We start from the raw sequence: 15,040 nt of genomic DNA, 5'->3' as shown, positions 1-15,040 counted from the left end.
GGGTGCAGCAGGGGTCGGGAGGACCGCGCAGCTGCGATCCACCGACTCTGCTGGCAGGAGAACATGGCTAAAAGCGCGCGGCGTAAGCGCCAACGCACCCTCGCCTTGATCGCTGCGCTCTCGGTCGCGGCCGTCGTCTTCCTCGCCATCCTGGCCGCGGTGACGCTGCTGCGCGGCCATCAGTCCGAGCCCAGCGCGGTGCCGCCCGGGGTCCTGCCCCCGACGTCGACGACGACGCACCCGCACAAGCCGCGGCCCGCCTCTCAGGACTCGTCGTGCCCGGATGTGTTGCTGGTCAACGTTCCCGGAACGTGGGAGTCCGCCGTGCAGGACGACCCCGCCAACCCCGTCCAATTCCCCAACGCGCTGCTGCACAAGGTGACCGCGACCCTCACCCAGCAGTTCCCGTCGTCGCGGGTGCAGTCCTACACCACCCCGTACACCGCGCAGTTCCACAATCCGCTGAGCGGCGACACCCAGATGTCCTACAACGCCAGCCGCGCCGAGGGCACCCGGGCGACGGTGCAGGCGATGACCGACATGAACACCAAGTGCCCGCTGACCAGTTACGTGCTGATGGGCTTCTCGCAGGGCGCGGTGATCGCGGGCGACATCGCCAGCGATATCGGCAACGGCCGCGGCCCGGTGGACGACGACCTGGTGCTGGGTGTGACGTTGATCGCGGACGGCCGTCGCCAGATGGGTGTCGGCAACGACATCGGGCCCAACCCGCCGGGGCAGGGCGCCGAGGTGACGTTGCACGAGGTGCCCATCCTGTCCGGGATGGGTCTGACGATGACCGGCGCGCGCCCCGGCGGCTTCGGTGACCTCAACGGCAAGACCAACGAGATCTGCGCGCCGGGCGACCTGATCTGCGCCGCTCCGGAGGAGGCGTTCAGCATCGCCAACCTGCCGACCACGCTGAACACCCTGGCCGGCGGCGCCGGTCAGCCGGTCCACGCGCTGTACGCCACGACGCAGTGCTGGAGCATCGACGGGGCGCCCGCGACCGACTGGACGCTCAACTGGGCTCACGGTCTGATCGCGAATGCGCCACAACCGAAACACGGATGACCGGGGCGGTGGGACACAAGCGTCAGGTGGCGGTTGCCGATGGCGATCAGCGGTACCTTGTGATTTGGTCTGCCGTAGGCAGCCCCGTAACATTAAGAGGAATTTAAGAGCTATCGGACCTTTGTCGCGTACCCCGTCGGGGTCGATGCCGGCTGGGCTGGCATATCACCGGCGTTCCCCAGCGGGTGCGGTGCGAGGTCCGGTGTGCGCGTAGACATGTAACCGTCGGCCGAGCCGGCTTGAAGAACGAAGCCGTCGGCGGAGCCGACTTACTGACAAAGCGTCGGCCGAGCCGACCGAAAACAGGTGTGACAGGAGAGCGGCATGGTGTACCACAACCCGTTCATCGTGAATGGAAAGATCAAGTTCCCGGACAACACGAACTTGGTCAAGCACGTTGAGAAATGGGCGAAGGTTCGCGGTGACAAGCTCGCCTACCGGTTCCTGGACTTCTCCACCGAGCGCGACGGCGTCGCCTGCGACATCTCCTGGTCGGAGTTCAGCGCCCGCAACCGTGCCGTGGGCGCCCGGCTGCAGCAGGTCACCCAGCCCGAAGACCGCATCGCCGTGCTCTGCCCGCAGAACCTGAACTACCTCGTCGCCCTCTTCGGCGCGCTGTATGCCGGCCGGATCGCGGTGCCGCTGTTCGACCCGAGCGAGCCGGGCCACGTCGGCCGCCTGCACGCCGTGCTCGACGACTGCACCCCGTCGACGATCCTGACCACCACCGAGGCCGCCGAGGGCGTCCGCAAGTTCATCCGCGCCCGTTCGGCCAAGGAGCGCCCCCGCGTCATCGCCGTCGACGCGGTGCCCAACGAGGTCGCGTCGACCTGGGAGCCGCCGGAAGCCACCGAGAACACCATCGCTTACCTGCAGTACACCTCCGGATCCACCCGCACCCCGACCGGTGTGGCGATCACCCACCTGAACCTGCCCACCAACGTGCTGCAGGTGCTCAACGGCCTGGAAGGCAAGGAGGCCGACCGCGGCCTGTCCTGGCTGCCGTTCTTCCACGACATGGGGCTGATCACCGCGCTGCTGTCGCCGGTGATCGGGCACAACTTCACCTTCATGACGCCGGCCGCCTTCGTGCGCCGGCCCGGCCGGTGGATCCGCGAGATGGCGCGCAAGCCCGAGGACGCCCCGGACTGCGAGGTCATCACCGTGGCGCCGAACTTCGCGTTCGAGCACGCGGCCGTGCGCGGGGTGCCCAAGGAGGGCGAGCCGCCGCTGGACCTGAGCAACGTCAAGGCGATCCTGAACGGCAGCGAGCCGGTGTCCCCGGCGTCGATGCGCAAGTTCTACGAGGCGTTCTCGCCCTACGGCCTGCGCGAGACCGCGATCAAGCCTTCCTACGGATTGGCCGAGGCGACGCTGTTCGTCTCCACCACGCCGATGGACGAGGCCCCCACCGTCATCCACGTCGACCGCGACGAGCTGAACAAGCAGCGCTTCGTCGAGGTGCCCGCCGATTCGCCGAAGGCCGTTCCGCAGGTTTCCGCCGGCATCATCGGCGTGGACGAGTGGGCCGTCATCGTCGACCCGGAGACCGCCAGCGAGCTGCCCGACGGCCAGATCGGCGAGATCTGGCTGCACGGAAACAACCTGGGCATCGGCTACTGGGGCAAGGAAGAAGAGACCAACGACGTCTTCCGCAACATCCTCAAGTCGCGGATCAGCCAGTCGCACGCCGAGGGCGCCCCCGACGACGGCATGTGGGTCAAGACCGGCGACTACGGCACGTACCACAAGGGTCACCTCTACATCGCGGGCCGCATCAAGGACCTGGTCATCATCGACGGCCGCAACCACTACCCGCAGGACCTCGAATACTCGGCACAGGAAGCCAGCAAGGCGCTGCGCACCGGTTACGTGGCCGCCTTCTCGGTGCCGGCCAACCAGCTGCCGAAGGAAGTGTTCGACAACCCGCACGCCGGCATCAAGTACGACCCCGACGACGCCTCCGAGCAGCTGGTGATCGTCGCCGAGCGCGCCGCCGGCTCGCACAAGCTGGACTACCAGCCCATCGCCGACGACATCCGGGCCGCGATCGCCGTGCGCCACGGCGTCACCGTCCGCGACCTGCTGCTGGTGCAGTCGGGAACGATCCCGCGTACCTCCAGCGGCAAGATCGGGCACCGCGCCTGCCGCGCGGCTTACCTCGACGGCAGTCTGCGAAGCGGCGTCGGTTCCCCGACGGCCTTCGCCAGCTCCACTGACTGAATCCCTGAGGACCATGGCTGACACTGAGCACCCCGACACCAATCCCGAAGAGACCACTCCCGGCCCTGACGGGGAGGTGCCCGCCACACGGCCCGCCAAGGGGACCGACATGACCGTCCCCGAGATGCGCCAGTGGCTGCGCAACTGGGTGGGCCGCGCCGTCGGGCGCTCACCCGACGACATCGACGAGTCGGTGCCGATGGTCGAGCTGGGCCTGGCGTCGCGCGACGCCGTGGCGATGGCCGCCGACATCGAGGACCTGACCGGTGTCACCCTGTCGGTCGCGGTGGCCTTCCAGCACCCGACGATCGAATCGCTGGCCACCCGCATCATCGAGGGCGAGCCGGAGGTCCCCGACGACGAGCTCGACGCCGCCGACTGGACCCGCACCGGCCCGGCCGAGCGGGTCGACATCGCGATCGTGGGCCTGTCGACCCGGCTGCCCGGGGACATGAACTCCCCGGACGAGACCTGGGCCGCGCTCATGGAGGGCCGCGACGCCATCACCGACCTGCCGGAGGGCCGCTGGTCGGAGTTCCTCGAGGAGCCGCGCATCGCCCAGCGCGTCGGCACCGCCCGCACCCGGGGTGGCTACCTGAAGGACATCAAGGGCTTCGACTCCGAGTTCTTCGCGGTCGCCAAGACCGAGGCCGACAACATCGACCCGCAGCAGCGGATGGCGCTCGAACTCACCTGGGAGGCGCTCGAACACGCCCGCATCCCGGCGTCGAGCCTGCGTGGCGAGGCCGTCGGCGTGTACGTCGGCTTCTCCAACAACGACTACCAATTCCTGGCGGTGTCCGACCCGACCGTCGCGCACCCCTACGCGATCACCGGGACGGCCAGCTCGATCATCGCCAACCGGGTGTCCTACTTCTACGACTTCCGCGGCCCGTCGGTGGCGCTGGACACCGCCTGCTCGAGCTCGCTGGTGGCCACGCACCAGGCCGTCCAGGCGCTGCGCAACGGCGAGTGCGACGTCGCGGTCGCGGGCGGCGTCAACGCGCTCCTCACCCCGCTGGTGACGCTCGGTTTCGACGAGATCGGCGCGGTGCTGGCCCCCGATGGCCGGATCAAGTCGTTCTCGTCGGACGCCGACGGCTACACCCGCTCCGAGGGTGGCGGCATGTTCGTGCTCAAGCGGGTCGACGACGCCCGCCGCGACGGCGACCAGATCCTGGCCGTGATCGCAGGCAGCGCGGTCAACCACGACGGCCGGTCCAACGGCCTGATCGCCCCCAACCAGGACGCCCAGGCCGAGGTGCTGCGCCGGGCCTACAAGGACGCGGGCATCGATCCGCGCACCGTCGACTACATCGAGGCGCACGGCACCGGCACCGTCCTGGGTGACCCGATCGAGGCCGAGGCGCTGGGCCGCATCGTCGGGCGGGGCCGCCCCGCCGACCGTCCGGCGCTGCTGGGTGCGGTGAAAACCAATGTGGGACACCTGGAGTCGGCCGCGGGCGCGGCGAGCCTGGCCAAGGTGGTGCTGGCGTTGCAGCACGACAAGCTGCCTCCGTCGATCAACTTCGCCGGCCCCAGCCCGTACATCGACTTCGACGGCATGCGCCTGAAAGTCGTTGACAGTGCCAGTGATTGGCCGCGCTACGGCGGCTACGCGCTGGCCGGGGTGTCCAGCTTCGGTTTCGGTGGGGCCAACGCGCACCTGGTGGTGCGCGAGGTGCTGCCCCGCGACGTCATCGAGAAGGAGCCCGTGGCGGCCGCGCCGGCCGCCGAGGCGGCCTCTGAAACCGCCGGAGCGCCCACGCTGGAGAGCCATTCGCTGCGGTTCGACGACTTCGGCAACATCATCCCCGACGCCTCCGAGGCCGAGGAGCCGGAGTACGAGCTGCCGGGCGTGACCGACGAGGCGCTGCGCCTCAAGGAGATCGCGCTGGAAGAGCTTGCCGCACAAGAGGAGTCGGAGCCGACCAAGCCGCTGATCCCGCTCGCGGTGTCGGCGTTCCTGACGTCACGCAAGAAGGCGGCGGCCGCCGAGCTCGCGGACTGGATGGAAAGCCCGGAGGGGCAGGCGTCGTCGCTGGAATCGATCGGCCGGGCGCTGTCGCGCCGCAACCACGGCCGATCCCGCGCGGTGGTGCTGGCCCACGATCACGAGGAGGCCGTCAAGGGCCTGCGCGCGATCGCCGAGGGCAAGCAGAAGCCCAACGTGTTCAGCACCGACGGCCCGGTGACCAGCGGCCCGGTCTGGGCGATGGCCGGTTTCGGCGCGCAGCACCGCAAGATGGGCAAGAGCCTGTACCTGCGCAACGAGGTCTTCGCCGAGTGGATCGAGAAGGTCGACGCGCTGATCCAGGACGAGCGCGGCTACTCGATTCTCGAGCTGATCCTCGACGACTCGCAGGACTACGGCATCGAGACGTCCAACGTGGTCATCTTCGCGATCCAGATCGCGCTGGGTGAGCTGCTCCGCCACCACGGCGCCAAACCCGCTGCGGTGGTTGGCCAGTCGCTCGGCGAGCCCGCGTCGGCGTACTTCGCCGGCGGCCTGTCGCTGGCGGACGCCGCCCGCGTGATCGCGTCGCGCTCGCACCTGATGGGCGAGGGCGAGGCGATGCTGTTCGGCGAGTACATCCGGTTCATGGCGCTCGTCGAGTACTCCGCCGACGAGCTCAAGACGGTGTTCGCCGACTTCCCCGGCCTGGAGGTGTGCGTCTACGCCGCACCCAGCCAGACCGTCATCGGCGGCCCGCCCGAGCAGATCGACGCGATCGTCGCCCGGGCGGAATCGGAGGGCCGCTTCGCCCGCAAGCTGCAGACCAAGGGCGCCGGCCACACCTCGCAGATGGACCCGCTGCTCGGTGAGTTCTCCGCCGAGCTGCAGGGGATTACGCCGCTGAGCCCGACGGTCGGGATCTTCTCGACGGTGCACGAGGGCAGCTACATCAAGCCCGGCGGCGCGCCGGTGCACGATGTCGACTACTGGGTCAAGGGCATGCGGCACTCGGTGTATTTCACCCACGGCGTGCGCAACGCCGTGGACAGCGGTCACACCACCTTCCTGGAGCTCGCGCCCAACCCGGTGGCGCTGATGCAGATTGGCCTGACCACCGCCGCCGCGGGTCTGCATGACGCGCAACTGATTCCGACGCTGGCCCGCAAGCAGGACGACGTCGAGTCGATGATCTCGGCGATGGCCCAGCTCTACGTCCACGGCCACGACCTGGACATCCGCACGCTGTTCAGCCGCGCGCAGGGCCCCGAAGATTACGCGAACATCCCGCCGACCCGGTTCAAGCGCAAAGAGCACTGGCTCGACGTGCACTTCTCCGGCGACGGCTCGGTGATCATGCCGGGCACCCACGTCGCGCTGCCGGACGGGCGCCACGTCTGGGAGTACGCGCCGCGCAACGGCGAGACAGATCTGGCCGCGTTGGTGAGATCCGCTGCGACCCAGGTCCTTTCGGACGCGCAGTTGGTGGCCTCCGAGCAGCGCGCAGTGCCCGCCGCGGGCGCCCGGCTGGTGACGACGATGACCCGGCACCCCGGCGGCGCCTCCGTGCAGGTGCACGCCCGCATCGACGAGTCCTTCACGCTCGTCTACGACGCGCTGGTGTCGCGGGCCGGTTCGAACGTGGCCGCGCTGCCCACCGCGGTGGGCGCCGGTGCGGCCATCGCCGCCCCGACCGCGGGTGCCGCGGTGGAGGCGCCCGCCGCGCCGGCCGAGGAGCCCGACGCCGAGACGCTGTCGGACAGCCTGACCAACCGCTACCTGCCGTCCAGCGTGGGCCGGTGGACACCGGATTCCGGCGAGACCGTCGGCGAGCGGCTGGGCATGATCGTCTCGGCGGCCATGGGTTACGAGCCCGAGGACCTGCCGTGGGAGGTGCCGCTGATCGAGCTCGGCCTGGACTCGCTGATGGCGGTGCGGATCAAGAACCGCGTCGAATACGACTTCGACCTGCCGCCAATCCAATTGACGGCGGTGCGCGACGCCAACCTGTACGCCATCGAGAAGCTGATCGAGTACGCGATCGAGCACCGCGACGAGGTCGAGCAGCTGCACGAGCACCAGAAGACGCTGACGCCCGAGGAGATCGCCAAGGAACAGGCCCAGCTGCTCAGCGGGGCAACGCCGACAACGGCCGCCGCACCCGCGCCGGACCCGCAGGCCGAGCCCGAGACTCAGCCGGCACCGCCGGCGTCGGACGCGACGATCCCGCCGCCGCCGACGGATCCGTCCGGCCCGAAGGGGGCGGCGACCAACGGCGCCAAGCCCGATCTCGCGGGGGCGCTCAGCCAGGAGGCGGTCGCCAAGGCGCTGAATTCCGATGTGCCGCCGCGTGACGCGGCCGAGCGGGTCACCTTCGCCACCTGGGCGATCGTCACGGGCAAGTCGCCGGGCGGCATCTTCAACCCGCTGCCCAAGCTCGACGAGGACACCGCGGCCAAGATGGCGCAGCGGCTGTCCGAGCGCGCCGACGGCACCGTCACCGCCGAGGACGTCCTGACGTCGGACACCATCGAGGCGCTGGCCGAGAAGGTCCGCCAGTACCTGGAGGCCGGCCAGATCGACGGCTTCGTCCGCACCCTGAGGGCGCGGCCCGAGGGCAGCTCGAAACCCGCGGTGTTCGTGTTCCATCCCGCCGGCGGTTCGACCGTGGTCTACGAGCCGCTGCTGAACCGGTTGCCCGCGGACACACCGATGTACGGGTTCGAGCGCGTGGAGGGCACCGTCCAGGAGCGGGCCGCCCAGTACGTGCCGAAGCTGTTGGAGATGAACGCCGGCAAGCCGTTCATCCTGGCCGGCTGGTCGCTCGGCGGCGCGCTCGCGTACGCGTGCGCGATCGGCTTGAAGCGCGCGGGTGAAGACGTGCGCTTCGTCGGGATGATCGACACCGTGCGCGCCGGCGAGGAGATCCCCCAGACGCAGGAGGAGACCCGCAAGCGCTGGGACCGGTACGCGAAGTTCGCCGAGCGCACCTTCAACGTCGAGATTCCGGCGATCCCCTACGAGCAGCTCGAGGAGCTCGACGACGAGGGCCAGGTCAAGTTCGTGCTGGACATCGTCCAGCAGAGCGGCGTGCAGATCCCGGGCGGCATCGTCGAGCACCAGCGGACGTCCTACCTGGACAACCGGGCGCTCGAGACCGTGCAGATCGAGCCGTACGACGGCCACGTGACCCTGTACATGGCCGACCGCTACCACGACGACGTGATCGAGTTCGAGCCGCGCTATGCGGTCCGCCAGCCCGACGGCGGCTGGGGCGACTACGTGGCCGACCTCGAGGTGGTGCCCATCGGCGGCGAACACATCCAGGCCATCGACGAACCGATCATCGGCAAGGTCGGTGCTCACCTCTCCGACGTGCTGAATAAGGTGGAGGCCGAAACCAGTCAGACGAGTGAGGTGGGCAAGTAGTGACGGAGATGGCGCCAGCTCCCATTCAGCACACCACCGCCGAGAAGCTGGCCGAGCTCCACGCTCGCCTGGAACTGGCCAAAGAGCCCGGCGGTGAGAAGGCCGTCGCCAAGCGCGACAAGAAGGGCATCCCGAGCGCCCGCGCCCGCATCCACGCGCTGGTCGACCCGGGCACCTTCCTGGAGACCGGCGCGCTGGCCAAGACGCCGAACGACCCGAACGCCCTCTACGGCGACGGATGCGTGACCGGGCACGCCATGATCGACGGCCGCCCGGTCGGGGTGTTCTCCCACGACCAGACGGTGTTCCAGGGCACGGTGGGCGAGATGTTCGGCCGCAAGGTGGCCAGGCTGATGGAGTGGTGCGCGATGGTCGGCTGCCCGATCGTCGGCATCCAGGACTCCGGCGGCGCGCGGATTCAGGACGCCGTCACCTCGCTGGCGTGGTACGCCGAGCTGGGCCGCCGCCACGAGGCATTGAGCGGGCTGGTGCCGCAGATCTCCCTGATCTTCGGCAAATGCGCTGGGGGAGCGGTGTATTCGCCGATCCAGGACGACCTGCTGGTGTCGGTGCGCGACCAGGGCTACTTCTTCGTCACCGGGCCGGACGTGATCCGGGAGGTCACCGGCGAAGACGTCACGCTCGACGAGCTCGGCGGCTCCGACGCGCAGGCCCGCAACGGCAACATCCACCAGGTGGTGAACTCCGAGGCCGAGGCCTTCCAGTACGTGCGCGACTTCCTGTCGTTCCTGCCGTCGAGCGCCGTCAGCGAGCCGCCGATCGTCAACCCGGGCCTGGAGCCGGAGACCACCCCGACCGATCTAGAGCTCGACTCGATCGTGCCGGACTCGGACAACATGGCCTACGACATGCACGAGATCCTGCTGCGGATCTTCGACGACGGCGACTTCCTCGACGTGGCCGCCCAGCACGGGCCCGCCATCATCACCGGGTTCGCCCGCGTCGACGGGCGCCCGGTGGGCGTGATCGCCAACCAGCCGATGTACCTGTCCGGGTCGATCGACAACGAGGCCTCCGACAAGGCGGCGCGGTTCATTCGGTTCTGCGACGCGTTCAATGTCCCGCTGGTGTTCGTGGTGGACACGCCGGGCTTCCTGCCGGGCGCCGAGCAGGAGAAGAACGGCATCATCAAGCGCGGCGGCCGGTTCCTGTACTCGGTCGTCGAGGCCGACGTGCCGAAGGTGACCATCACGGTCCGCAAGTCCTACGGCGGCGCCTACGCCGTGATGGGGTCGCGGCAGCTCACCGCCGACTTCAACTTCGCCTGGCCGACCGCGCGCATCGCGGTGATCGGCGCCGAGGGGGCCGCGCAGCTGCTGATGAAGCGGTTCCCCGACCCCACCACGCCCGAGGCGCAGCAGATCAAGAAGGACTTCATCGAGGGCTACAACCTCAACATGGCGATCCCGTGGACCGCCGCCGAGCGCGGCTTCATCGACGCGGTCATCGACCCGCACGAGACCCGGCTGCTGCTGCGCAAGTCGATGAGGCTGCTGCGGGAGAAGCAGCTGTGGTTCCGCACGGCGCGCAAGCACGGCCTCATCCCGATCTGATCCGGCTACTTGGTCGCCTCGACGAAATAGCCACGAGGCACGTCGGCAACCTCCATCGGCACCGCCGGCTCATACCAGCGGCCGTACCGATTCCCCGCTTCCGCGACGTCGGTGACGGCCGCCGACCAGCCGAGGCGTTGCGATAGCCGGCCCGGCTCGTCGGTGCCGAAGAGCCACGGGGCACCGCTGCGGGCCATGGACGCGACCACCGGCGCCATCGCCGCCGATTCGAGCAGTGTCTTGCCGACGACGTCGTAGAGCAGGACCGAGCCGGGCGCCGACAGGGCGTCGACGCGATCGAACAACGCGCCGACCTCGGCCTCGTCCAGGTACTGCAAGAGTCCTTCGATCAGCCAGGCCGCCGGCGCCGACGGATCCAGTCCGGCGGACCGGACGGCGGACGGCCAGTCGTCGGCCAGATCGACACCCACCGGAACGCGCAGGCAACGGGGCTGTTCCCCGGCGAGCAGATCGGCCTTGGCCGACAGCACCGCCGGCTGATCCAGTTCGTAGACGACCGTGCCCTCGGGCCAGGGCAGCCGGTAGGCCCGGGCGTCCATGCCGGCGGCGAGGATGACGATCTGCCGCACCCGCCGGGCCGCTCGCAGCAGCGCCTCGTCCCAGAACCGGGTACGCACGACGATCTGCGCGCTGGAGCGTTCACCGCCGGTGGCCGCCGCCGCGTACAGCGCCCGCCCGCGATCTCCCGCCAGCCGCTCGGCGAACGGGTCGGAGAAGAGCCGGTCTTCGCGGGTCGTTTCGTGGGCGCGGATCGCCGCGACCAGCAGGCCGGTGTCCGCGACCGCCGCGTGATTTCTGTCCATCGCGCCATCATCGGCGCCGGGCGTGGGGCATGGCTTGGATATTTCGGTCGCCGTTCAGCCCGGTTGCGGTGTGGCGGCGAGTTCGACGTGGCCGGGCATCGAGGAGCGTCGGCATGCGTACTGCGTCGGCGTGATGCCGGTGAATTCGCGGAATTCGCGCACCATGTGGGCCTGGTCGAAATAGCCGAGGTCGGCGGCGATGGCCGCGCCCTGCGCGGGGGTGTTGAGCGCCCGCAGCACCGCCTGCAGCCGGCGCACCCGAAGGTAGGCCTTGGGTGACAACCCTACTTCGGAACGAAACAGCGTATTGAACCGCTTGGCTGAAAGGCCAGTCAGGACTTGGGCTTTCGAGACCCGCATCGACGGGTTGAGTTCGGCGTAGCGCAATACCGATGTCACATCGGGTTGTGGCCACCGGTGGCCGTGGCGAATCCGTGCCAGGAGGAACTGCTCCAGCAGGTCTACCCGATGTTGTGCCGAGCGCGCCTCGATGAGTCGTTCCCGGAGCAGCTCTGCGCCCGACCCCCAAAGATCGCCGAGGCCGACGAGAGCATCCTCCAGATCGCCCAGCGGACAGCCGAGGAACGCCAACGCCCCCGCCGGCCGAAAATGGATCGTCATGACGGTGTGCGCGGGGACGACGCGGATGACATAGGCCGCCGGGCCGGCACCGGCAACGAATGCGGGCGGGACCGTCAGTGGGGTGCGGCCATCGGAGGCGTAGAAGCCGAGGTCGGTTCCGCCGTCGACATCGATGATCGCGGTGACCGCTCCGCGCGGTAGCGCGCGGCTGGTGTGCGGGCCGGATGCGTTATTGCCTTGCCAGTAGCCGAAATACTCGATGTGCCCGGCGAGTGGCGGCCTCGGCTTGTACAACCGTTGACCGGTCATTGGGCCCCCGCCTACACCCTCAGCGCGCCGTCGAGCAATTCGTCGAAGCGATCCAGCGCCTCGTCGGAGTCGGCGTCGATGCCGCGCAACGCCCCGCGGTCGGCGAGATAGCGCTGCGCGTAGAGCTCCGCGACAAGCGCCTTGCGTTCACCACCGCTGGTTTCCCGCTCCCACGCGGCCTGTTCGATGAGCAACGCACCGCCGTAGACGTCGCCCATGAATTGGGTCAGCGGGAACAGCCGTGCCTCGGCGGTGCCGCGGTCGAGCTTGGTCCACGCGGTGATCGCCGCGTCGAGATCCTCGATCCGGCCGGCGACCAGGCGGGTGGCCTCGCCGTCGTCGGCGACCGACACCGCGTCGCGCAGCCGCGCCAGCAGCGTCTCGTGCGCGCGGGTCTGCTCGATCCCGCGTCGCACATCCAGGCACAGGATGTTGTCCGGCCCCTCCCAGATGGTGTTCACCTGCGCGTCGCGCAGCAGGCGCGCCACCGGCCATGTCTCGATATAGCCGTTGCCGCCGTGGATTTCGATCGCATCCGAGGCCGCGGTGATGCCCAGCCGGCACACCCTGAGCTTGGTGACGGGCACGGCGATCCGTTGCCGCATGCTGCGCGGCTGACGATGGTTGGTGGCGCCGGTGCCGTCGAACACCAGCGCCTGCGCCGCCTCGACGTCGACGATCATCTCGGCGAGCTTGCGCCGCATCAGCGGCTTGTCGATGAGCGCGCCGCCGAACGCCCGGCGCTGCCGGGCATAACACAGCGATTCCACCAGGGCGCGCCGCGCGTTGCCGAGCGCGAACAGCGCGATGCCCAGGCGCGCCGCGTTGGTCAGCTCCATCATGCGTCCCAGCCCCTTGCCGTCCGACGGCCCGGCGTCGGCGCCGGTGGGCTCGCCGGACAGCAAAAACGCCTCGGCATCGACGAATTCGACCTCGCCCGAGGCCACCGAGCGGGTGCCCAGCTTGTCCTTCAACCGGCGCACCCGCACCCCGTTGCGTGAGCCGTCGCGGCGGGTGCGCAACACCAGGAAGTTGGCGACGCCGCGCGAAGAATCGGGTGCGCCTTCGGGTTTCGCCAATACGACGAACGCCTGCCCGGCGCAGTTGGACGCAAACCACTTGAAGCCGTTCAACAACCACGTGTCACCGTGCCGGGTCGCGGTGGTCTCCAGCGCCCCCAGATCGGAGCCGCCGGTGCGCTCGGTCAGCAGCTGCGCCGTCTCGCCGGCCCACTCGCCCGAGGCGAATTTGGCCAGCACGTGCTCGGCCACATCGGGCGGCGCGTAGGTCGCCACCAGCGACTGCACCATGCCGCCGCCGGTACCCAGCGCGCAGCCCATGCCGATGTCGGCTTGGTTGAGCAGATAATTCGACGCGAACATGGGCAGCGACGAGCTCATCTGCGCCGCGCGGGCCTCGGTGCGCAGCGCCTGCTGGGCGTCCAGGACCGCGCGCTTGGACTCGGTGAACGAGGTCGGCATCACCACCTCGCTGATGTCGTGGCCCCACCGGTCGTAGCGCTGCAGCCGCGGGGGTTGCGATCCGTCTCTTCGGCCCACCGCGCCACCGGGCCGCCCATCAGTTCGCCGATGCGCGTCAGGTGGCGTTCGGCCAGTGTCAGTTCCTCGGGCTTGAGGTAGTAGGCCATGGTGAACTGCAGCGTGGGGTCGGTGAGGTACCAGTTGAGTCCCACGGCACCGTGGTAGTTCTCCGTCGCGTAGCGCTGCGATTTCTCGTCGCTGGAAAACGGCAGCCGGTCCACCGCCTCGACGGCGTAGTCGCTCATGGGTCAGACGCTACGCGCCGAGCCGATCGTCAGGATCACCCTGGCCGAAAACGGCGTCGCCGGAACCCAATTCATAGGACGGGCGCAGCGGCGGTGTCAGCCCGGCCGGGCGGCCAGGAAGACCAGCCGGAAGTTGCCGATCTGGAGCACGTCGCCGTTGGTCAGCACCGCGGAGTCGACGGCGCCGCGGTTGAGATAGGTCCCGTTGAGGCTGCCGAGATCGACGACGCGGAATTCGCCGTTCTCGCTGCGGAATTCGGCATGCCTGCGGCTGACCGTGATGTCATCGAGAAAGATGTCGCTGGCGGGGTGCCGCCCGGCGTTCATCACCGGCTCGTTCAGCACGAACTTTGCCCCGACGTTGGGGCCGCGCTTCACCACCAGCATGGCCGAACCGCGGGCCAGCGTCGCCGCCGCTTCGGCGAAGGCCGACGACGTGTCGATCTCGTCGCGGACGTCGGCACGCAGCACCGAACCGATGTCGCCGGTGGGTTCGTCCGGCGCGATTGGTTGCTTGCTCGTCTCCCCGTATGACGCCGACACCGCTTCCTTTCGCCAGGTCCTGGTCGATACCTCCATCGCAGCAGTTGATATGAGCGTCAAGATAGGGGCCGAAGTCCCTGTTTCCTGCGTGTGCCCGGCCGGCTACGACCCGACCGGCACCACGAACTCGGACGTATAGAACTCCGCCGGGTTCTGCGAGTTCGGGTTCGCCCGCTCGATGATCACCCACACGCCGGTCGTGCCCGGGCGAATGGCGTCGGCAACCGTGGCCGTGCCGTTTCCGGCGCCGTCGAGGTCCATGCCGGTAAAGGCCGTGCCCGGGTCCCCAGGCCCACAGGTCGACGAGGACGGGCGGGGTTCTTCGATAAGGCCGACGTCGAAATGCATGCCCGGCTCGGTCCCGTCGACCAGATGGACCTCGGCGACCGCCCGGGAGCCGCTGGCCCGCACGATGGCCGACCCGGTGCCGAGCATCGGGCTGGGCACCTTGGGGGCGATGCTGACCTTGCTGAAATCGCAACGCCGCAGATAGTTGTCGAAAACGACCGTCGTGCCGCCGCCCTCGGCGGCGGCCGTCCCGATGGTCAGGCTCGCGGTGGGAGTGATCAGCAGCGCGGCCGCGGCCGCGCAGGTTCCCAGTCGTGTCAACGTGCGCATCGGGCCACCTTTTCCGTCATGTGAAATGGATCACAGCGGAATTAGTATTGACCAGTAAATGGTCGAAATAAACCCCTGACCAGTAATTACTCTGTCGTTAATTCGACGCGTTATTACACCGGTG

Annotated in this window: 8 protein-coding genes and 1 pseudogene; 4 read left to right on the top strand and 5 right to left on the bottom strand. The window is 69.0% G+C overall.

Going from position 1 to position 15,040, the window contains the following annotated elements; translation table 11 throughout:
• The first annotated feature begins 63 nt into the window (after nucleotides 1-63).
• The 4 genes from culp6 (at nucleotide 64) to B9D87_RS18110 (ending at nucleotide 10,254) form a co-directional block, all read left to right on the top strand.
• Nucleotides 64-1,074, top strand: coding sequence for a carboxylesterase Culp6 (gene culp6 / locus B9D87_RS18125; RefSeq protein WP_040630580.1), 1,011 nt, complete (start codon nucleotides 64-66; stop codon nucleotides 1,072-1,074).
• A gap of 324 nt (nucleotides 1,075-1,398) precedes the next feature.
• Nucleotides 1,399-3,297, top strand: coding sequence for a long-chain-fatty-acid--AMP ligase FadD32 (gene fadD32, locus B9D87_RS18120; RefSeq protein ID WP_007771915.1), 1,899 nt, complete (start codon nucleotides 1,399-1,401; stop codon nucleotides 3,295-3,297).
• 109 nt (nucleotides 3,298-3,406) lie between these two features.
• Nucleotides 3,407-8,680 (top strand): polyketide synthase Pks13, encoded by a 5,274-nt coding sequence (pks13, locus tag B9D87_RS18115; RefSeq protein ID WP_167540320.1) that lies wholly within the window; start codon nucleotides 3,407-3,409, stop codon nucleotides 8,678-8,680.
• Nucleotides 8,681-8,688: 8 nt separating this feature from the next.
• Nucleotides 8,689-10,254 carry an acyl-CoA carboxylase subunit beta gene (locus B9D87_RS18110; RefSeq protein WP_085977827.1) on the top strand — a complete coding sequence of 522 codons (1,566 nt, stop codon included), beginning with the start codon at nucleotides 8,689-8,691 and terminating at the stop codon, nucleotides 10,252-10,254.
• A 5-nt stretch (nucleotides 10,255-10,259) separates the two neighbouring features.
• On the opposite strand, the gene B9D87_RS18105 is transcribed toward B9D87_RS18110, so the two are convergent.
• The 5 genes and pseudogenes from B9D87_RS18105 to B9D87_RS18085 all read right to left on the bottom strand — a co-directional run bounded on the left by B9D87_RS18105 (nucleotide 10,260) and on the right by B9D87_RS18085 (nucleotide 14,916).
• A complete protein-coding gene (locus B9D87_RS18105; protein ID WP_007771918.1) occupies nucleotides 10,260-11,078 on the bottom strand; it encodes an SAM-dependent methyltransferase in 819 nt (272 codons plus the stop codon).
• 54 nt (nucleotides 11,079-11,132) lie between these two features.
• Entirely contained in the window at nucleotides 11,133-11,969 is an 837-nt protein-coding gene (locus tag B9D87_RS18100) for a helix-turn-helix domain-containing protein (RefSeq protein WP_007771919.1), read from the bottom strand.
• Nucleotides 11,970-11,980: 11 nt separating this feature from the next.
• Nucleotides 11,981-13,755: pseudogene (locus B9D87_RS18095) on the bottom strand (acyl-CoA dehydrogenase family protein).
• Between the two features lie 96 nt (nucleotides 13,756-13,851).
• Nucleotides 13,852-14,298, bottom strand: coding sequence for an FHA domain-containing protein (locus B9D87_RS18090; RefSeq protein ID WP_007771921.1), 447 nt, complete (start codon nucleotides 14,296-14,298; stop codon nucleotides 13,852-13,854).
• A 102-nt stretch (nucleotides 14,299-14,400) separates the two neighbouring features.
• Nucleotides 14,401-14,916: a hypothetical protein gene (locus B9D87_RS18085; protein WP_007771922.1), complete on the bottom strand. Its 516-nt coding sequence runs from the start codon at nucleotides 14,914-14,916 to the stop codon at nucleotides 14,401-14,403.
• Between the last annotated feature and the right edge of the window lie 124 nt (nucleotides 14,917-15,040).

This window comes from Mycobacterium colombiense CECT 3035, assembly GCF_002105755.1.
GTDB classification, from domain to species: domain Bacteria; phylum Actinomycetota; class Actinomycetes; order Mycobacteriales; family Mycobacteriaceae; genus Mycobacterium; species Mycobacterium colombiense.
The sequence above is the reverse complement of the archived record's forward strand: the minus strand, read 5'-3'. Positions and strand labels throughout refer to the sequence as shown.